At 45.7% G+C, this 19514-nt stretch carries 18 protein-coding genes; 9 read left to right on the top strand and 9 right to left on the bottom strand.

All coding sequences use genetic code 11. The features are described from left to right. Nucleotides 1-70 precede the first annotated feature (70 nt). On the top strand, nt 71-265 hold the full coding sequence (locus AUL54_RS11920) for a YwbE family protein (protein WP_060963961.1): 195 nt from the start codon (nt 71-73) through the stop codon (nt 263-265). A 39-nt stretch (nt 266-304) separates the two neighbouring features. On the opposite strand, the gene AUL54_RS11915 is transcribed toward AUL54_RS11920, so the two are convergent. Next, nucleotides 305-1492: a class I SAM-dependent rRNA methyltransferase gene (locus AUL54_RS11915; protein ID WP_060963960.1), complete on the bottom strand. Its 1188-nt coding sequence runs from the start codon at nt 1490-1492 to the stop codon at nt 305-307. An 85-nt stretch (nt 1493-1577) separates the two neighbouring features. On the opposite strand from AUL54_RS11915, the gene AUL54_RS11910 reads away from it, so the two are divergent. Continuing rightward, nucleotides 1578-1961: a glyoxalase GlxA gene (locus tag AUL54_RS11910; RefSeq protein WP_032875731.1), complete on the top strand. Its 384-nt coding sequence runs from the start codon at nt 1578-1580 to the stop codon at nt 1959-1961. Nucleotides 1962-1988: 27 nt separating this feature from the next. Here AUL54_RS11910 and celB read toward each other — a convergent pair whose 3' ends face one another. Then, the gene (gene celB / locus AUL54_RS11905; RefSeq protein ID WP_060963959.1) at nt 1989-3323 is read right to left on the bottom strand and encodes a PTS cellobiose transporter subunit IIC; all 1335 of its coding nucleotides are present in this window, start codon (nt 3321-3323) and stop codon (nt 1989-1991) included. A gap of 162 nt (nt 3324-3485) precedes the next feature. Here celB and AUL54_RS11900 point away from each other — a divergent pair, with 162 nt between their 5' ends. After that, complete coding sequence (locus AUL54_RS11900) at nt 3486-5234, top strand: S8 family peptidase (RefSeq protein WP_060965096.1); 1749 nt, start codon at nt 3486-3488, stop codon at nt 5232-5234. Between the two features lie 53 nt (nt 5235-5287). Here AUL54_RS11900 and AUL54_RS11895 read toward each other — a convergent pair whose 3' ends face one another. The 3 genes from AUL54_RS11895 to AUL54_RS11885 form a co-directional block, all read right to left on the bottom strand. Beyond that, on the bottom strand, nt 5288-6148 hold the full coding sequence (locus AUL54_RS11895) for a glycosyltransferase family 8 protein (RefSeq protein WP_060963958.1): 861 nt from the start codon (nt 6146-6148) through the stop codon (nt 5288-5290). 278 nt (nt 6149-6426) lie between these two features. Next, nucleotides 6427-7059: a GTP pyrophosphokinase YwaC gene (locus tag AUL54_RS11890; protein ID WP_060963957.1), complete on the bottom strand. Its 633-nt coding sequence runs from the start codon at nt 7057-7059 to the stop codon at nt 6427-6429. A 121-nt stretch (nt 7060-7180) separates the two neighbouring features. Beyond that, on the bottom strand, nt 7181-8122 hold the full coding sequence (locus AUL54_RS11885; protein WP_047475954.1) for a 1,4-dihydroxy-2-naphthoate polyprenyltransferase: 942 nt from the start codon (nt 8120-8122) through the stop codon (nt 7181-7183). Nucleotides 8123-8564: 442 nt separating this feature from the next. Here AUL54_RS11885 and AUL54_RS11880 point away from each other — a divergent pair, with 442 nt between their 5' ends. The 6 genes from AUL54_RS11880 to AUL54_RS11855 all read left to right on the top strand — a co-directional run bounded on the left by AUL54_RS11880 (nt 8565) and on the right by AUL54_RS11855 (nt 14115). Further along, nucleotides 8565-8714 carry a teichoic acid D-Ala incorporation-associated protein DltX gene (locus AUL54_RS11880; protein WP_013354059.1) on the top strand — a complete coding sequence of 50 codons (150 nt, stop codon included), beginning with the start codon at nt 8565-8567 and terminating at the stop codon, nt 8712-8714. Between the two features lie 15 nt (nt 8715-8729). After that, nucleotides 8730-10241, top strand: a complete 1512-nt coding sequence (dltA, locus tag AUL54_RS11875; protein WP_060963956.1) for a D-alanine--poly(phosphoribitol) ligase subunit DltA — start codon at nt 8730-8732, stop codon at nt 10239-10241. After that, entirely contained in the window at nt 10238-11419 is a 1182-nt protein-coding gene (gene dltB, locus AUL54_RS11870) for a D-alanyl-lipoteichoic acid biosynthesis protein DltB (RefSeq protein WP_060963955.1), read from the top strand. The genes dltA and dltB overlap by 4 nt, the downstream gene beginning before the upstream one ends. Before the next feature lie 16 nt (nt 11420-11435). Next, on the top strand, nt 11436-11672 hold the full coding sequence (gene dltC / locus AUL54_RS11865) for a D-alanine--poly(phosphoribitol) ligase subunit 2 (protein ID WP_003150875.1): 237 nt from the start codon (nt 11436-11438) through the stop codon (nt 11670-11672). Next, a complete protein-coding gene (dltD, locus tag AUL54_RS11860; protein WP_060963954.1) occupies nt 11673-12851 on the top strand; it encodes a D-alanyl-lipoteichoic acid biosynthesis protein DltD in 1179 nt (392 codons plus the stop codon). 184 nt (nt 12852-13035) lie between these two features. Continuing rightward, on the top strand, nt 13036-14115 hold the full coding sequence (locus tag AUL54_RS11855; RefSeq protein ID WP_060963953.1) for a branched-chain amino acid aminotransferase: 1080 nt from the start codon (nt 13036-13038) through the stop codon (nt 14113-14115). Between the two features lie 20 nt (nt 14116-14135). Here AUL54_RS11855 and AUL54_RS11850 read toward each other — a convergent pair whose 3' ends face one another. From AUL54_RS11850 to speB, 4 genes are read right to left on the bottom strand one after another with little or no spacing between them, the layout of a single operon-like run. After that, the gene (locus AUL54_RS11850; RefSeq protein ID WP_060963952.1) at nt 14136-15503 is read right to left on the bottom strand and encodes a purine-cytosine permease family protein; all 1368 of its coding nucleotides are present in this window, start codon (nt 15501-15503) and stop codon (nt 14136-14138) included. Nucleotides 15504-15507: 4 nt separating this feature from the next. Then, nucleotides 15508-16989 (bottom strand): aldehyde dehydrogenase family protein, encoded by a 1482-nt coding sequence (locus AUL54_RS11845; RefSeq protein WP_060965095.1) that lies wholly within the window; start codon nt 16987-16989, stop codon nt 15508-15510. Nucleotides 16990-17015: 26 nt separating this feature from the next. Continuing rightward, entirely contained in the window at nt 17016-18425 is a 1410-nt protein-coding gene (locus AUL54_RS11840) for a sodium:solute symporter family protein (RefSeq protein WP_060963951.1), read from the bottom strand. 50 nt (nt 18426-18475) lie between these two features. Further along, entirely contained in the window at nt 18476-19456 is a 981-nt protein-coding gene (gene speB, locus AUL54_RS11835; RefSeq protein WP_060963950.1) for an agmatinase, read from the bottom strand. Between the last annotated feature and the right edge of the window lie 58 nt (nt 19457-19514).

The following is a 19514-nucleotide window of genomic DNA, read 5'->3' as shown; positions in this document are numbered from 1 at the left end:
CCTTCATAAAAAGACGAAAACACGATATGATAAGACATGAAGTGAAAAGACTGAAGAACGGATGTGTCATATGAACGGCCAGCAGCGAAATAGCATCAGAAAAGGGCTTGAAGTCGATATCGTCTTGAAAGCCGATCAGCGTTCAGGAAAGCTGACAAGAGGAATCGTGAAAGATATTTTGACGAACTCAAGCTTCCACCCGCGCGGCATTAAGGTTCGCCTGGAAGACGGGCAAATCGGCCGGGTCCAGCAGATTATTGAATAGAAAAAAAGCCGGGTCTGCATGCATGCCCGGCTTTTTTGTTTATTTTTTCCGCAAGAAAACAACTTTCAAATAGTTCCCTTCTTTAAACGCGGGAATCGTTTTGAAATCTTCCGGAAGCGTATATTCTTCCAAAATGTCGTAACGCTCGTTTGTTTCTTTGAAGGCGGTCTCTATAAAGCCTTTAAATTTCTTCATATTGAAGGCGCTGCTGTTTGTCGATGCAACGATGATGCCGTTTTTTGCGGTGATGGCGATCGTTTCCTTCAGCAGGTTTTTATAATCTTTCGCCGCGCTGAACGTCCGTTTTTTTGTACGGGCGAAAGAAGGCGGGTCAAGGATGATGAGGTCAAACGCCAGCCCTTTTTTCTCCGCATAGCCGAAGTATTTGAAAACATCCATGACTTTAATATCATGTGCTTCGTAATCAATTCCGTTGGCGCTGAACTGTTCAATCGTTTTTGCAAGGCTGCGGTTGGCGACATCGACACTGGTCGTTTTCTCAGCTCCTCCAAGCGCCGCCGCAACCGAAAATGCCCCCGTATAAGAGAATGTGTTCAGCACCCGTCTGCCGTTTGCATACTTGTCCCGAATCGCTTTGCGTACATGACGCTGGTCTAAGAAAATGCCCGTCATCGCCCCGTCGTTTAAATCCACCGCGTACTGTATGCCGTTTTCTTGGACAATGATTGGAAAGTCTCCTCTTTCACCTTTGACAAAGTCGTCGTCTTCCACGTATTGTCCGGCGGTATCAAACCGTTTCTTTTCGTAGATCGCCTTATAAGAAAGCTCCAGGCCGTCAATTGCCTCAATCAAACTGTCCTTATATGCGTAAATGCCTTTGCTGTACCACTGAATCAGCAGATAACCGTCATAGACATCAATCGTGACGCCGCCGATGCCGTCGCCTTCACCGTTGAACAGACGGAACGCCGTCGTATCGGGTGCCTTAAACAGATGGGCTCTTGCTTCAGCCGCTTTTTTCAGCTTGCCCAGAAAAAAACGTCCGTCGATTTGTTCGTCTCTCGCACGGGACAGCACCCAGCCGACTCCTTTATTCTGCAAACCGTAATAGCCTTTCCCGATAAATTCGCCCTTCTCGGATGTCACATCAAAAAGATCGCCCTCTGTTAAGTGAGCCGAGCTTCCGGACAGAGCGTCTTTTTCAATCAGGGGGAATCCTTTTTTCAGCTTTCCGGCAAATGTATCTTTCACTGTAAGTAGCTTCATTGTGCATTCCTCTTTCGTTTTGCTTTCTCTTATCGTACCATAAAACATGCATTGTCCCGAAAAATTCAAAACAGGGGGAAAAACCATGACAGCCAAAAGAATCGACCATACAGGCATTATGGTCAAAGATATTGAAACATCCATTGCTTTTTACCAAGACGTTCTCGGTATGCAGTTAAAGGATCGTATCACTCATACGAACGGCATTATTGAACTTGCCTTTCTCGGCTTTCAGGAAGGGCCTGAGACGGAGATTGAGCTGATTCAAGGCTACAGCAGCGAGCTTCCCGCAGAAGGAAAAGTGCATCATATCGCTTTATTAACTGAAGATATCGCGGCGGAATTCACGCATGCGAAGCGTCAGGGCGCCGTATTTATCGATGAAGAAATCACGACGCTTCCGAACGGGTACCGCTACTTTTACATTGAAGGACCGGACGGCGAATGGATCGAATTTTTCCAGCGTTAAAAAAAACGGGCAGAAGCGCCCGTTTTTTTATATTTCTTCTGTGACGTTTTGTTCCGCTGCCCGTTCCTCTCTCCATTTTTGAAGATCCCACATTCTGAAAAACGGATAATAAATGATAAATGTAATCAGGAGGTTGATCAGCTGCATGACCGAACCGGAGATTTTCCCGCCCGTCGCCAGATAACCGGAAATCAGCGGCGGCATCGTCCACGGCACGGCGATTCCCGCCGGTTTTGCCACCATTCCCGTGCTCATCCCGATGTACGTCGCCGTAATGGTCAAGAGCGGTGCGATGATAAAAGGCACGATTAACAGCGGATTCATGACAAGCGGCATCCCGAAAATAATCGGCTCGTTAATGTTAAAGATCGCGGGTCCGATGCCGAGCCGGCCGAGCTGTTTCATCTGTTTGCTTCTGGAGCGCACAAGCATGGTCAGCACAAGGGCCAGCGTTGCGCCGCTTCCGCCGACATTGATCCATATTTGAAAGAACTGTGTCGTAAAAATGTTCGGCAGCGCTTCTCCCGCTTGAAAAGCCAAACGGTTGACGTCCATCGCTCCGTACCAAATCGGTGACATGACCCCGCCGATAATGGAAGCGCCATGTATGCCGCACGACCAAAGGAGCATTTGCACGAATTCGGCGACAAGGCTTCCGCCGAGACTCCCGCCTAAAATAGACAGCGGAGTGCCCAGCAGGTCGCCTACGACATTGTGGAGGCTTTTAAAAGGAGTCATTTCAATAAACAGACGGGCCAGCCATACGAGCGTAATAATAATGAATCCGGGGATGAGCGCGACGAACGATTTGCTGACCGCAGGCGGCACACCGTCAGGCATCTTAATGACGATATTTCTTTGTACGATAAACCGGTACACTTCCGTAGACAGCATTGCTATGATCATCGCGACAAACAGGCCTTTGCTTCCGAGCAGCGAAATCGGAATGCCGCCCCCCACCATAATCTCTGTTGACGAGCCTTCAGGGATAAAAGGAATCTGATACGGTGTCGCCAATAAAAAGGCGGCAAGGGCAATGGCTCCCGACGACAGGGCATCCACCTCATAGCTTTCTGCGAGCCGGTAAGCAATCCCGAAGGCGGCGACAAGCGCCATAATGTCAAAGGACGCATTCACGGGATACCCGAGCTTTTCAACCCATTGTTCACCGAAAAGACCCGCCATAAAATCGGCATAACCGGGAATCGGGAGACTCGTCAGAATCAGAAAAACCGATCCGATGATAATAAGCGGCATAGTCAAAATAATGCCGTCCCGCAAAGCCCTTAAGTGCCTTTGGCCGGCGACTTTTCCGGCGACAGGCATGATTTTTTCTTCCATGACCCGATTAAACGTACTCATTTATCAAAAAACCCCCTTTTTGAGTTCATTGCGCAGATGTCTCAAAGCATTTTCTCCATCATATTTTGGAAACGCTTACATTTGCATACAGAAATTTTCCTTATCCCTCAGGAAAAAAAGAATTCCGCACTGCCGATATATAAAGAAAAAGGGGGAATCACAATGTATCACACCCTGAAACCAATCATAGCCGCGGCCTTGTGTGTCACCCTGTTCTCCGCCGCGGCACCCGCTCACGCCGAGACGCAGGACCGGGACGTTATCGTGGTCTACAAAAATAATAACGGCAAGGAATCCGCCATAGACAGCGGAGCGGATGTGGAACAGACCTATCAGCATCTTCCCGCAGTCGCCGTGTCGGCTGATTCGGAAACGGTGAAAGACCTGAAACATGATCCTGACATTTTATATGTTGAAGACAATGTATCCTTTCAGGCAGCAGGCGGTTCTGATATCCACCCGTTAACAGCGGCCTCAAGCGGCAGTTACACCCTGCCGCAATGGGATATAGAGCCCACTCAGGTCAAGCAGGCCTGGAAAGAAGGCTTGACGGGAAAAAAGGTGAGAGTGGCTGTCATTGACAGCGGCATTTACCCTCATGATGACCTGTCCATTGCGGGAGGCTATTCCGCAGTCAGCTATACCTCTTCATACAAGGATGACAACGGGCACGGTACGCATGTCGCCGGCATCATTGCCGCCAAACATGACGGATACGGCATTGACGGCATCGCGCCGGATGTCCGGTTATATGCGGTTAAAGCATTGGACAGAAAAGGTGCGGGAGATCTCAAAAGCCTTCTTAAAGCGATCGACTGGTCCATCGCCAACAAAATGGACATGATCAATATGAGTCTCGGAACTAACGCAGACAGCAAAATTCTTCACGACGCCGTCGACAAAGCATACAAAAAAGGCATTGTCATCGTAGCCGCCGCAGGAAACGACGGCAACAAAAAACCCGTCAATTATCCGGGCGCCTACAGCAGCGTAACGGCAGTCTCAGCGTCAACCGAAAAAAACGGGCTTGCGGCTTTTTCCACGACCGGAAAACAAATTGAATTTGCCGCACCCGGCACCAATATTACGAGCACGTACCTGAATCAAATGTACGCCGTGGCTGACGGCACATCTCAAGCCGCGCCGCACGTCACCGGAATGTTCGCGCTGCTCAAGCAAAAATATCCGGAAGAAACAAATACACAGCTCCGACAGCAGATGCAGCAAAACATTAAAGATCTGGGCGCTCCCGGACGTGACAGCCAATTCGGGTACGGGCTGGTGCAATATCACGCAAAGCAAAAGAGCTTTGCCGAACGGGCCGTAATAAAAGCGGAAAAAACGAAAAAGCAGGCAGATATCAATCAAGCAAAAACGGCTGTCAGCAAGCTTTCCAAGTCAAAGGGAAAAACCGCCCTCGAGTCCCGAATCAATAAAGTTCAGACAGCAAGAAATGTGACGGACGCCAAAGACAAAGTCCGGACTGCCGAAAAACAAAAGAAAAAAACCGCCGTTAATGCGGCACAAAGCGCCATCCGGAAATTACCGGCCGGATCAGAGAAAAAAGGGCTGCAAAAGCGGCTTGACGCTGTCAATTCAGGCCTTTTGAAAACTGCTGGGGCCAGCGTCAGACAGGCCGAAAAAAAGACCTCTGAGGCCAACGCCGCAAAAGCCAAAAAAGCAGTGAGCGAGCTTCAGCCGGGAAAAGAAAAAACCGCTCTGGAAAAACGGCTTGACCGGATAAAAGAGAAACTCAACCGGAAGCAGGCAAGAGACAAAGTGAAAACGGCCGAAAAAACCAAAACGAAAAAGGCAAAATCAGCGGCACAAACGGCGGTCAGCCGGCTGAAGCCGTCTGCCGAAAAGACCAGCCTGCAAAAACGCGTGCGCGCAATTCAGGTGAAACATTAAAAAAACGCTTATGAGCCGCATCATGGCTTCATAAGCGTTTTTCTTCCATCTGCCTATTGGTTCATGGCCGGGCGATCGACCGTGTTCCATTTCGTAAAGGACATATATCGGAAATAATGATCACGGTACGGGTGCGCGGTGCCTGTATTCCAAGGCTTGTCTCCGCCGCAGAAATGGACGATGGCCGGTTCGGCCCGTGTTTCTCTGTAACGTATACGGTCGATCAGTTCAGGAGGCGTTTTCTCATTCATGATAATATGCGTCTGTGCATTCCAGCGCGGATGCAGTTCATACCATTGATCATATAAGACCGCGTTAAGCGCGTCCTGATCATGAAACACGAGAAAATCCTCCGAACTGTTTTCATTGATAAAATCAATCACTTTTTTGGAAATATTCTGTTTTCTCCAAGGTTCAAAATCTATAATCATAATGCCGGAATTAAAATACTTGGCCGTGTCGCTGATATTCATTTTTTTCAGCCTTTCATGCTGTCCGGCATCTTCTACTGCCGCAACTATTGCCGGGGAAATATCCAAATCCCATAAAACCGAAATATCTTCCATCACAATTGCATCACAATCAATGTAAATCATCCGCTTTACGGACTCATCCTTAATTAAATCAGGAATGGAAATGCGGTAATAAGCCGCTTTTGTAATGTGGCTGCTTTCGACCGCATGTTTGTATTGATCAGCATCCACTTCTAAAAATTCAAGCGGCGTTCCGAATGACATCGCAGTCTGTTCAAGCTTGTCCTTGTTTTCGGCAGTAATTCCGCCGTCGATCACATATAATTTAGCATTCCTTGTTTTATCCATATTCATCAATAAAGAAGCGAACATCCCACCCAAATGACGAGCATAATGATCATCGGCACATGATACGATATGCATTGTTTCATTCTTTCCCACTGATATTCATCTCCCTTTTTGTTGTATCATTTTCTTTCCCTTTTTTTCAAAAGTAAACCTCGATCTTACACATTTTTTCTGCGGGAATGTGCTGTTGACGAGTTGATATCTTTCTTCTTTGTTTGGGGTGAGGAAAGAAAATGACCTTATCGGCGGGTTCTATGTGAACGGGGGCAAGACGATCAAGGCCGGCAGCGAAAAACGGTGAGCGTCATTGGATAAACAAACAGCCGGACCGCTTTTATTTGCAGTCCGGCTGTTTATGATGCGCCAATCGGTTAATCGACTTCTTTCTTAATCCCAAGCATCTTTTCGTCTAAATAATGGGCGATTTCCGCCGCTTCCTTCAGCTCGTCAGTCAGATGCTTCGGGACTTCGTTATTTAATTTGTAATAAATTTTATGCTCAAGACTCGCCCAAAAATCCATGGCGATAGTGCGGATTTGGATTTCCGCCTTCACATATTCCACCCGATTCGTCAAATAGACGGGAATTTCAATAATCAAATGCAGGCTGCGGTAGCCGTTCGGCTTCGGATGTTTGATATAATCCTTCACCTTCACAATGTTCAGGTCCTTATGCTGCTTCAAAACCTCAGCGACATTATAAATATCTGATATAAAAGAACAGATGATCCTGACACCCGCGATGTCATGAATATGCTCTTTCATTTCCTGCGTCGTCACATCACAGCCTTTGCGCATCAGTTTATTGACGATACTCTCGAAACTTTTTACGCGTGATTTTGTATGCTCGATCGGGTTATGCCCGTGAATCAGATTATATTCCTGACTGATGATAGAAAACTTCGTATCCAGCTCATCTAAAGCGAATTTATAAACTAATAATTCATTTTTCCAATCTTCCATGACCGTTTTTAAATCATCCATATGGGCTGTTGACAAGTCCATTTTTTTCATCTCCTTGCTTTGCTGTCCACATATCAGACGGTTCGGTCGGCAGTCAGGTTCTTTACAAAATCGTGAAGATTATTTCATAAAAAAAGCAAATGCCGTTATGGCATTTGCCTTGTCATTTGATCAGGAAATAATTGATCAGGAGTCCGATGGAAAGCAGGAATCCGAAGAATGTATTGGTTTGCGCCGTTGATTTCATCGCAATAATCATGTTCATCGGCATTTCGTTTTTCACGAAGCCTTTCACGGCCTGAACGGGTTTCGGCACGCTCAAAAAGACCAGGAACAGCCACGGGCTTGTATATCCCATGATAACAAGACCGACGATCCAGATGTAAGCGATGGCAAAGGACGCGGCCAGTATCATGACGGCTCCCCTATGCCCCATTAAAATCGCCAGCGTTTTACGTCCGCCCTTTTTATCTTCTTCAATATCACGGATATTATTGGACAGGTTAATCGCGCCGACCAAGATGGCGATCGGGATGGAAATCAAAATGCTCTGTTCATTAATTCCGCCAGTCTGAATGAAGAAAGAAATAAGGACAAACACAGAGCCCATGCAAATGCCGGAGAACAGTTCCCCGAACGGTGTATACGCAATCGGCAGCGGGCCGCCCGTATACAGATAGCCGATCAGCATGCCGGCAAGGCCGATTGCCGCAAGCCACCAGCTGCTGCTCATGCAGATATAAACACCGAGCACGAGGGCAATCGCATAAGAGCCGAGCGCCAGCTGCAGAATCGTTTTCGGCTTCATGCCGTGGCGGACGATCGCTCCGCCGATACCGACAGAATCCGCCGTATCTAAACCGCGTTTAAAATCGTAATATTCATTGAATAAGTTCGTGGCGATCTGGATCCAAAGGCAGGAAAACAGCATGGCCAAAAACAGCAGGAAATCAACCTTTACGTAAAACATCGCCAATACGGTGCCGAGAAGTACGGGCACAAACGATGCCGTCAATGTATGAGGGCGGGTTAACTGCCATAAAATGCGGCCCATGCTTTCTTTTTCAGGCGTCTTTTGGCTGCCTCCCATATTGTTTTGATTCATTTTCCTCTTCCTTTCTATTAAAAGGCTTTCACAGTCAGCCGATAACAGTAGTGTTGAATTGGGGTTTTTATGTTTTCTGCTACCTTATCTATCATAATAATTTCTTCCCCATTTCACAAGATGCGGCGCTCCGTCAGCTTTGCTGCCGAAAACGGCTTTCCGCCCTTCCCTATTGGGGTTCGGCACAAGCCTGCGTAAGAAAAAGCCGCCGAAATTTTTTTACCTCATTTATATTTACGATAAGTTAAAAATCCCGCCTGAACATCGCTTTTTTAGTATGATCATTTGCCAATTTATACATGCGTATTTTCCATCCTTTTGTTTCTCATTCATTTTTAAGGAAATTTTAAGCTTAGGATATTAGACATATTTTGAAACTTTTTGTTAATCTAATCGTCATATACTGGTGTAATTATTGAATACGCGGGGAAGGAATTTTAACATGATGCAAAAATTAAAACGTGCTTATGAAAATACATTGGTTAAATGGACGTTTCATACGGGCTTTTATTTTCTGATATTAGTATTGCTCTTTTGGATGTATGGATTTCATACAGCCAATACCGGCACTTATATTTACAACGATTTCTAATCGGGGAGGATAACTATGAAACTACTTGATGCTATAAAAACATATGCAGACGCCAAGCCTCAGGCCGAAGCGTTTCGTTCCTTAGATCATTCCCTCACTTACGGGGAATTATGGGATTTGTCGGAGCGGGTTGCGTCCGGCATTGAAAAACATACAGCTGACGGTTCGAAAACCCCTGTCCTGGTTTACGGACATATGGAGCCGAATATGATCGTTTCTTTCTTAGGAAGCGTCAAAGCGGGCCGCCCTTACATCCCTGTCGATGTGTCCATTCCGGCAGAGCGGATCGTCAAAATTATTGAAAGCTCAGGCGCAGAGCTGCTCATCAGCGTATCGGGCGATGCAGTCGATACGGGGAGCAATCTGATTAAAACCGTTACACCCGAAGAACTTGCAGCTGACGGAGATGCAGACCTCAGCCGTGAGAACTGGGTAAAAGATCAGGACACTTTTTACATTATTTACACGTCCGGCAGCACGGGAAATCCGAAGGGCGTGCAGATATCAGCTGATAACCTGCAAAGCTTCACAGACTGGATCTGCAGGGATTTTCCTGTGGGCGAAGGCAAGACATTCTTAAACCAAGCTCCGTTTTCTTTTGATTTATCTGTCATGGACATTTTCCCGTCGCTTCAAACGGGAGGTACGCTGCACTGTGTAACGAAAGACAAAATCAATAAACCGAAAGTACTATTTGAAGAGCTGGAGAAATCCAGGCTGAATGTCTGGACATCGACGCCGTCTTTCGTCCAAATGTGTCTGATGGACCCCGGCTTTACGCAGGAACTCCTGCCTGACGCAGAAGTATTTATGTTTTGCGGAGAAGCGCTTCCGGCTGCCGTGGCACAGGAACTGTTAAACCGTTTTCCGAAGGCCCGCGTATTCAATACATACGGCCCGACCGAAACAACGGTTGCCGTCACCTCCGTGGAAATTACGCAGCAGGTCATCGATGAAAATGAATCTCTGCCCGTCGGATTTGCAAAACCCGATATGAATATCTTCATCATGGATGAAAACGGGAATAAGCTTCCGGACGGAGAAAAAGGGGAAATCATCATCGCCGGCCCGAGCGTAAGCAAAGGTTATCTCGGCGAGCCGTCTCTGACGGAAAAAGCGTTTTTCTCTGTTGACGGACAGTGGGCATATCATACGGGTGATGCCGGTTATGCTCAAGAAGGTCAGATTTTCTGCCAAGGACGCCTGGATTTCCAGATAAAGCTTCACGGCTACCGAATGGAGCTTGAGGAAATCGAAGTGCATGTAAGGCAGTCTCAATATGTACGCTCAGCGGTTGTCATCCCGTATCAGCCTAACGGACCTGTCGAATATCTAATTGCCGCCATCGTGCCTGAAAAACATGATTTCGAAAAAGAATTCCAGCTGACAAGCGCTATTAAGAAAGAGCTGGCCGCTTCGCTTCCGGCTTACATGATTCCGAGAAAATTCATTTATCAGGATCACATTCAAATGACTGCGAACGGAAAAATCGACCGTAAACGCATTGGCGAAGAGGTTCTTGTATGACGCCTTACAGCTCGTTTTTCTTTTTTATCTTACTTGGAATCCTTCTCTTGCCGACGATTATTTTAGGGCTGAACGGCAAGAGATTCCAAGGATACAACATGTTTATATCCATCATCGTATTGGCTTTGATTTTCTCGCATGATCTGCACGGCGTCATTGCATTATGTATCTTTACGCTGTGGCAGGTGCTGTTAATCAGGGGGTATCTCGCTTACAGACTGAAAGCCAACAGCGGCTTTGTCTTCAGCATGGCCGTGATCGCGTCCATTTTACCCCTGTTTTTATCTAAATTATGGCCGTTTTTCTTTCCGGCGGTGCCTCATCATCCGGTTCACAACCTGATCAGTTTCTTAGGAATTTCTTATTTGACATTTAAAGGCGTCCAGCTGATCATGGAAACGAGAGACGGGCTGATTAAAGAAAAAATGCCGCTTCACCGCCTTTTGTACTTTATTATGTTCTTCCCGACCATTTCTTCCGGTCCGATCGACAGATACCGCAGATTTGCCAAGGACGAACAGAAAGTATGGACAAAGGGAGAATACGCTGATTTACTGTATACCGGCATTCATAAAATTTTTATCGGTTTCTTGTACAAATTCATTATCGGATATGCGATTAACACATATTTCATTATGAATCTGTCTCATATCACCCACAGCAAACTGTGGAGCAATGTGCTGTACATGTACGGATACAGCTTGTACCTGTTTTTCGATTTTGCGGGCTACACGATGTTTGCCGTCGGTGTCAGCTACATTATGGGTATCAAATCTCCGGAAAACTTTAATAAGCCGTTTATCAGCAGAAACATTAAAGACTTCTGGAACCGCTGGCACATGTCCTTATCCTTTTGGTTCAGAGACTACGTATTTATGCGCTTTGTTTTCTGGATGACAAAGAAAAAATGGATAAAGAACCGGATGGCCGTCTCGAACATCGGGTATTTCCTGCTGTTCATGCTGATGGGCGTCTGGCACGGGCTCGCCCTGCAATATATTGTGTACGGCCTGTACCATGCCGTGTTAATGACGGGGTATAACTTTTTTGAGAAATGGAATAAGAAATACAAGTGGCTGCCCGCCAATCGTTTTACGGCGTTTTTAGCCATCGTCATCACATTCCATTTCGTATGTTTCGGATTTTATATTTTCTCAGGAAAACCATTTCATCACTAAAGGAGATTGAAAACACATGGAATTTAAACAGGAAGTATTAGACGTATTAGCTGAAGTTTGTCAGGAGGACGCTGTGAAAGAAAATCCTGATATTGAAATCTTTGAAGAAGGACTGCTTGATTCTTTCGGAACTGTAGAGCTGCTTGTTGCCATCGAAAACCGCTTCGGCATTACAGTGCCGATCACTGAGTTTGACCGTGACGAGTGGAATACGCCAAACAACATTGTAAACAAACTGACTGAGTTGAAGTAAATGAAAAAGCGTTTCTTTGGACCAATTATTTTAGCGTTTGTCCTGTTTGTCGGAGCTATCGCAGTTCCGGCTTCATGGCTTACGCGCTTCATTCCTGAAAAACGTGTCGAAGAGTCGGCAGCGGCCTTAAACCCTAATATGTTCCAAGGGCTCTATCTGCAAAACAAAATGTTCGAAGACTCGAAGTATCTGCCGATTTTCGGATCTTCCGAGCTTTCAAGATTAGATCAGTTTCACCCGTCCAACTATTTTCAAGTGAACAACCAAGGCTTTACGCCTTATCTTGTCGGAAAAGGCGGGGATCAATCCCTGATACACGCCGTAAACTTTGCGGCGCATTACCAGCAGCTGAAAGGCAAAAAACTGGTATTCATTGTTTCTCCTCAATGGTTTATTAAAAAAGGTTCGGATGAACAGCACTTTGCGCCGAATTTTTCATCACTTCAGGCATTGGATTTAGCATTTAATGACCAGATTGATCCCGCGGTCAAAAAGAACATGATGAAACGCATGCTTCGTTTTAAAGTCGTTCAGCATGATGCCGTCCTTTCTGAATTGTACAAAGGAATGGTCAACGGCCAATCATGGAAAGTGAAAACGGTCATGCCGGCCGCCAAGGCTTACTATTCTCTGCTTGAGAAAAAAGATCTTTATTATTCATTGGGAGAAACCGAGGGTCCTGAGCGGACGATCTCTGAAAACCTAAAAGGAAAATCGTGGTCAGAGTTAAAAACAGCCGCCGCGCAATTAGGAAAACAGAGTTCCAAGTCCAATCCCTTCTATATCGATGACACTTCTTATAAAAAAATTAAGCCGAAGTTAAAGAGAGTGAAAGGAATCAACAAAGGAAGAACATACGCCAAATCAGTCGAATATCACGACTTTGAGGATATGCTGGACATTCTGAAAGATGCCGGCGCTGAACCGATGTTCGTGGTTATTCCGGTCAACGGAAAATGGTATGACTACACCGGCTTCCCGAAAAAAGGCCGGACTGATTACTACAAAAAAGTCACAAAGCAAATTAAAGCGAAGGGCTTTCAGGTTGCCGACTTATCCGGGCACGAATATGATCCGTACTTTATGAAAGACACCATCCATATCGCCTGGAAGGGCTGGGTGTACGTCGATAAAGCGATGGAGCAGTTTTACAAAACCGGCAAAGTGACGGTTCACTGAGCACGGCGATGACCGAATACAGAAAAAACGAACACGCAGGGGGCATTCTCTCCCCTGCTTTTTATGTGATTTGATTTTTTCACAAATTTGAGGAAAACTATTGCGAATATTTGTTGAAGGTATACAATAGAATATAAATTATTTTCAAATAAGTTCGACAATAACACCAATAGGGAGACAGAACATTATGAAACAAGACATTCGTGTTGAATTGACTTCAGCCAAAAAACCTAAACCGGACCCCCATAACCTTACGTTCGGCAGAATTTTCACCGACCATATGTTTGTTATGGATTACGATGCGGATCAAGGCTGGTACGATCCGAGAATTATCCCTTATCAGCCCTTCTCAATGGATCCTGCGGCTATGGTTTATCATTACGGCCAAACCGTTTTTGAAGGGCTTAAAGCGTATGTAACGAAGGATCAGGAGCTGCTTCTGTTCAGACCGGAGAAAAATATGGAGCGCCTGAATCAGTCAAATGACCGTCTTTGCATCCCGCTCATTGATGAAGAGCTTGTTCTTGAAGGCTTGAAACAGCTCGTAGCCATCGACAAAGACTGGATTCCGAAAGCGGAAGGCACTTCCCTTTATATCCGTCCGTTTATCATTGCGACCGAGCCTTTCCTCGGTGTAGCGGCATCCCATACGTACAAGCTGTTTATCATTCTGTCGCCGGTCGGCTCTTATTACAAAGAAGGCATTAAACCGGTGAAAATCGCCGTGGAAAACGAGTTCGTGCGCGCCGTCAAAGGCGGTACGGGAAACGCGAAAACGGCCGGCAACTACGCTTCAAGCCTGAAGGCGCAGCAGGTTGCGGAGGAGAAGGGCTTTTCCCAGGTGCTATGGCTTGACGGCATTGAGAAAAAATACATAGAAGAAGTCGGCAGCATGAACATCTTTTTCAAAATCAGCGGCGAAATTGTGACGCCGGAGCTGAACGGAAGCATTCTTGAAGGAATTACGAGAAATTCCGTCATCACCCTGCTCAAACATTGGGGATTGACTGTGTCTGAGCGGAAAATTTCGATCGATGAAATCATTCAGGCGCATCGTGACGGCCGATTGGAAGAAACGTTCGGAACCGGTACGGCGGCGGTCATTTCTCCGGTCGGCGAACTGATTTGGAATGATGAAAGTCTTGTCATCGGCAGCGGTGAAACCGGAGAGATCTCGAAGAAGCTGTATGATACCATTACAGGCATTCAAAAAGGCGCCCAGCCTGATCTATTCGGCTGGACAGTAGAAGTCGATACACTGTAATAGACCTATGAAACCTCTCTTTAAGAGAGGTTTTTTTTCACCATCTCCGTCACTGCCGCCCTTCTTTCCGTTACTTTAAGCACTGCTAAGTAAAATAGCCCTGTAGCCATAAAAGTAGGAATGGTCACGCCGATCGGCAGCGGGATCACATAGGAAAAATAATAAGCGAAAACAGCGCCAAAAAGATAGGTGAAATAAACCCGTACGTGAAACCCCTTTTGATACCAATAAAACCGCTTCTCCCCTGTTAACATTTCATCCACATGATAGTGTTTTTTTCTAACAATATAGTAATCAACCAGTACAATAGCAAAGATAGGAATAAAAAGCGTACCGATCATCAGTAAAAAATTTTGAAAGTGATCGAGCAGCCATTCTTTTAATAATGAACCTCCAATGGTAATGATACCAAGAGCGATTGCAGGAAAAATGAAGCGCTGTTTGCTGAAGATAGATAGATAAGACATGACAGCACTGTATAATACCATCACATTGGTCGATAAAACAGATAAAAAAATAACAATGGCCGCAATAAAGCCGAGAATAGGATGATACTGTCCAATAATGCCCGCCATTTGGTGATCAGGCTGTTGATGTCCTAAAACCGCAAAAGCTGAAACTGCCGCTCCAAGTCCCATCGCAATGACGGTGGATAAAATATAACCGAAAAAGGTACCTGCCATCCCCGTTCGCTCATTTTTGCAATGCCGATTATAATCGCAGACGATCGGCACCCAAGTAAATGCAGTCGCGACGACAATATCAAATGCGCTTATGCCCTTGATTCCTGAAACGGCAGTTGTTTTCATTTGCAGAAATTCAATCGGATGAAACGTCATAAAGATAAACCCAAACAAAACAGCAGTTAATACCACCATAATAGCCGCTACAATCGTTTCTGCAGATTCAACGACTTTATGCCCATATAACGTGATGACAAGCACAGAAGCTTGCGTCACTATTGTGAACAGATTAATGTTGCTGTAGCCTGTTAAAAAATAAACAGCCTCATTTAAACTGGCCCCCGCCATATAAGCTTGGATCCATGACCAGCCAACTAAAATGAGAATGTTGACAGATGAAGGCAAAATACCTCCTTTTATTCCGAAAGCCGGACGCATTAACACCATCGTCGGCAATCCTGTTCGTGTTCCGATATTACCCATTAAAACCAAGGGGACAGCGCCGGCAATGGAGCCGAGCAAAATGAGCCATAATGCTTGCCAAAAGGTCATATCCGGTACAAAAAGCATCCCTGTATACATCGTCGTGACCACTATATTCGCGCCCGTCCAAATCGAGAAAGTTGAAAAGAACCCCATCGTCCTCTTCCCTGTCTCAATAGGCATGATCCCATCACTGCTAAAACCTGCCGCTTCTTCTGTCATGTCATCACCCCTTATTCAGAACAGATGGATGCCACTGATACCATTCCACAGGATTCAATTTGCTGGTGATATTGATATGTTTAGGCTCTGTAAACGAAGCGAGGCCATAAGGTCCGAGTTCTCTCCCTATCCCGCTCTGTTTTACCCCGCCCCATGGCGCTTCAAGATACGGTGTATGATAGCTATTGATCCAAATGATCCCTGCATGAAGACTTTCTGCTGTTCGCAGGGCTTTTTCTTCATTTTCTGTTAAAATACCAGCTGCCAAGCCAAATCTCGTACCGTTTGCCAAAGAGATGGCTTCATCTTCATTAGAAAATTCCTGAACCGTTATCACCGGGCCGAAAATTTCTTCCTGAACAATTTTCATCGATTGGTTTACGTCCGTGAAGACTGCCGGTGTGATATAGTAACCGGTTTGAGGAATGATCCGCTCACCTCCAGTCACGAGACGAGCCCCTTCTTCCTTCCCGGCTCTGATATAGTGTTCAATTTTTGCGAGGTGCTCCTGACTGATGACAGGCCCCATTTCCGTCTCTTCGTCACGAGGATCGCCAATTTTAATCTGTTTAGCCCTCTCTGTCAGCCTGGCTAAAAAACTGTCATACAATGAATCTTGCACGAGTATACGGGAAGCAGCGACACAGACCTGTCCCTGATTAAAATAAGACGAAAACAATGCAATATCACAAGCTGCTTCAATGTCTGCATCATCAAAGACGAGAAGCGGCGATTTACCTCCTAATTCAAGTGACACTCGCTTAAATGTGCCTGCACATTCGCGATTAATCAGTTGACCCGTTTTGGAACTTCCAGTAAACGAGACTTTCCGAACCGCTCCGTGCTTAATTAATTCTTGGCCGACAGACGAGCCATCTCCTGTTACTAAGTTGAATATGCCATCTGGGAGGCCCGCCTCTTTGACCAATTTTGCAAATGTTAAAAATGACAGCGGCGTCCATTCAGAAGGCTTGAAAACCACTGCATTCCCCGCAGCTAACGCCGGCGCCAGTTTCCAAATTCCCAATAACAGCGGAAAGTTCCACGGTACAATCAAAACGCAGACACCCATGGGGCCTTCAATCACTCGGCTGATTGAACCGTCATCCATTTCCTTGGACCACGTTTTTTTCGACTCTTGCAAATCAGCGTAATATCTTAAACAAGACACAGCATCACTGATATCTAATCTTGATTCACGAATCGGTTTACCGGTATTTTGGGTTTCGATTTCGGCAAATGTCTCTGCGGAAGCTTCCAATAGATCCGAAAGTCGGCGAAGGACTTTTATACGAAGGGATTGATTTTGAGCCCAGTCTGTTTGGACAAAAGCCCGTTCTGCACCTTGGACAGCTTCACGTGCTTGTTCTCCCGAAGCTTCTTGAATGACGGTGATAAGGCGCCCCGAAGCAGGATCAATGATTGCACGTTCTTTTCCTTCTCCTTTTATAAATTCGCCATTAATGAAAAGCTGTTCATTTTTCACATTCAATTTCGATCAGCTCCTAGCCTTTAATAATAAGGTTCAGACTTTTTAAGTGCAGCTGGTTCTTTCTTTGATGTACCAGCAAGCGAGACTGTAATCATGACGATGATACTGACAAGCAGCCCGTACACAATCGGCTCTGTCGACGACACCCCTTTGATAGCAAGACCCGCAAGGATAACTGCAGTACTGAGCAAAATCGAATAAAATGCTGCTTGTGCGGTAGCTCTTTTCCAAAAGAATCCTAAAATAATCGGGAAGAATATCGCTCCGGATAGCACAGCATACGCCACATCAAGCGCTGTCAGTACATCTTGAATCCAAATTGAAATGACGATCGTCGTGATTCCGACTGCGAACGTTGTCAACCGGGATATTTTCAAAAAATGCTGTTCGTTCATCTGAGGCGACATATATCGTTTTAAAATATCATTTACGATTAAAGTTGATGAAGCCAGCATCGTTCCTGAGGCTGTCGACATGAGTGCGGAAATGACACTTGCGATAACAACCCCTAATATGCCAGGCGGAAGCGTCGCGAGCGCCATACTTGAAAAGGCTGTTTGCGGGTCTTTCAAGTGCGGGAGAACAACATAGGCGCACATTCCGATCAAACAAACAGCAACTGCGTAAAAACAACTGTAGACCCCTGCTCCAATCGTGCCGGCCCGGGCGATTTTAGTTGTTCTTGCTGTAAAGACCCGCTGCCAGATGTCCTGCCCGACAGCCATACCTAAGCAAAACAGCAGGAAGTATTGAAAGATGGTTGACATGCCGATAGATCCTGCATCAAAATATCCTGGCGGCAATCTCTCTAAAAGCGTGCTCCAGCCTCCTGCTTTGTGGAGACTCATCGGCAGCATAATGAAGAAGATACCAACTGTCATAATCACAAATTGGATAATATCGGTCATCGTAATGGCCCACATTCCGCCAAGCAAGGTGTAAAACAGGACAATTCCTCCGCCTGTGATCATGGATAACGTTAAATTCCAGCCAAGCAGAACATTGAGAATAGTCCCCATACTGATCACCTGTGTCACCGTAACCATCAGCGTATAGATGGCAGCAACTAAAGAGCTGATCAGCCTTGTTTCCGAATTAAAACGTTTTTCAAGCACCTCACTGATGGTGAGTACTTTCAAGGCCATCATTTTTCGAATCAGAAAAACTCCGATTGCCGATATCCCCAGACCAAGCATGAAAACCATCCATATTCCTGAAAGGCCAAATTGATAGCCAAGTTTGGCGGTGCCAATTGTAGAGGCACCGCCTAATATAACAGCAGCCAGACAGGCTAAATACATCGTGAGGCCGAGATTACGCCCGGCAACGATATAATCTTCAGAAGTTTTTGCTTTTCTCGCTCCTAAAACACCTACAAAAATCAATGCAGCAAAATATAAGACAACCATCATGACATCCAGTCCATTCATAACACCAGCCCCCTTTCGAGTTGAGAATATTCAGTCATTTATGTTAAGAACTATCTCTCTTTGGCCAACCGCAGTTCAGCCTCAGCTTTCTTCTTCGCAAGGGCTGTCAGTGTGACAAACTCATAAATGATGTTAGCGGCCGCTGCTGCAGTAATTTGACCATGATCATACGCAGGAAGAACTTCTACAAGGTCAAAACCGATAAAGTCGATATCCGTCAATCCCCTGACGAAAGCCAAAGCATCATCAATACTTGCTCCAGATACCTCAGGGGTCCCTGTCCCCGGCGCATAAACAGGATCGAGAAAATCGATATCGAATGATAAGAAAACAGGTCCGCTGCCGACTCTCTGATGAATCACATCAAGCATTTTTTCAACACCAAGCTTTTTGTATTCATTCGTCGTAAACACTTCTAACCCAAGATTTTTCGCATCCATTAGATCCTCTTCACCATAAAGTCCGCCCCGCATTCCAATTTGAATGGAACGTGAGACATCGATAAGCCCTTCTTCGATCGCTCGGCGGAAAACCGTGCCGTGGTTGTATTTTTGCTCAAAATAGCTGTCCCATGTATCTGAATGCGCATCGAACTGAAGCAATGCGACTGGTCCGTGAATTTTCTTTAAGGCTCTTAATTCCCCTAGCGTAATCGAATGATCTCCGCCAATTGTAATGGGAATGATCCCTTTTTCTGCTATTGAATAAATACCTTCTTCGATTTTTTTATATGTTTCTTTAAAGTACCCAGGGACCACAGGAATATCTCCATAGTCTACTCCTGAAACATAATCAAAGATTTTAATATTTTGTTCCGGGTTATAAGGCCGTAAAAGAATGGAGAAATCTCTCACTGCTTCAGGGCCGAATCTCGCCCCTGTTCTAAAAGATTGACCGGAGTCGAACGGAATTCCCGTGATGACAAAATCCATATGCTCGTCAAGCTGTTCTCTGTAAGGCAGTCGCATAAATGTCCGCGGCCCGCAGTAGCGCGGAGATTCAAAAGAATTTTTAGGCTGATATTTTTTCATCATAAGACCTCCCAAACGTTTTTCTTTTATTTATGCAATTTCCGTGCCAATCATTTGA

It is taken from the genome of Bacillus sp. SDLI1, from assembly GCF_001553895.1.
Lineage (GTDB): Bacteria > Bacillota > Bacilli > Bacillales > Bacillaceae > Bacillus > Bacillus siamensis.
This window is presented reverse-complemented; position numbering and strand designations above follow the sequence as displayed.

Excerpts from the sequence above, each read along its gene's own strand:
- dltB (WP_060963955.1), top strand. The coding sequence starts at position 10,238 with ATGACGCCTTACAGCTCGTTTTTCTTTTTTATCTTACTTGGAATCCTT.
- AUL54_RS11850 (WP_060963952.1), bottom strand. The coding sequence starts at position 15,503 with ATGACAGAAGAAGCGGCAGGTTTTAGCAGTGATGGGATCATGCCTATT.
- AUL54_RS11900 (WP_060965096.1), top strand. The coding sequence starts at position 3,486 with ATGTATCACACCCTGAAACCAATCATAGCCGCGGCCTTGTGTGTCACC.
- celB (WP_060963959.1), bottom strand. The coding sequence starts at position 3,323 with ATGAGTACGTTTAATCGGGTCATGGAAGAAAAAATCATGCCTGTCGCC.
- AUL54_RS11880 (WP_013354059.1), top strand. The coding sequence starts at position 8,565 with ATGATGCAAAAATTAAAACGTGCTTATGAAAATACATTGGTTAAATGG.
- AUL54_RS11915 (WP_060963960.1), bottom strand. The coding sequence starts at position 1,492 with ATGAAGCTACTTACAGTGAAAGATACATTTGCCGGAAAGCTGAAAAAA.
- dltA (WP_060963956.1), top strand. The coding sequence starts at position 8,730 with ATGAAACTACTTGATGCTATAAAAACATATGCAGACGCCAAGCCTCAG.
- AUL54_RS11920 (WP_060963961.1), top strand. The coding sequence starts at position 71 with ATGAACGGCCAGCAGCGAAATAGCATCAGAAAAGGGCTTGAAGTCGAT.
- dltD (WP_060963954.1), top strand. The coding sequence starts at position 11,673 with ATGAAAAAGCGTTTCTTTGGACCAATTATTTTAGCGTTTGTCCTGTTT.
- AUL54_RS11890 (WP_060963957.1), bottom strand. The coding sequence starts at position 7,059 with ATGGACTTGTCAACAGCCCATATGGATGATTTAAAAACGGTCATGGAA.
- AUL54_RS11840 (WP_060963951.1), bottom strand. The coding sequence starts at position 18,425 with ATGAATGGACTGGATGTCATGATGGTTGTCTTATATTTTGCTGCATTG.
- AUL54_RS11885 (WP_047475954.1), bottom strand. The coding sequence starts at position 8,122 with ATGAATCAAAACAATATGGGAGGCAGCCAAAAGACGCCTGAAAAAGAA.
- AUL54_RS11910 (WP_032875731.1), top strand. The coding sequence starts at position 1,578 with ATGACAGCCAAAAGAATCGACCATACAGGCATTATGGTCAAAGATATT.
- speB (WP_060963950.1), bottom strand. The coding sequence starts at position 19,456 with ATGAAAAAATATCAGCCTAAAAATTCTTTTGAATCTCCGCGCTACTGC.
- dltC (WP_003150875.1), top strand. The coding sequence starts at position 11,436 with ATGGAATTTAAACAGGAAGTATTAGACGTATTAGCTGAAGTTTGTCAG.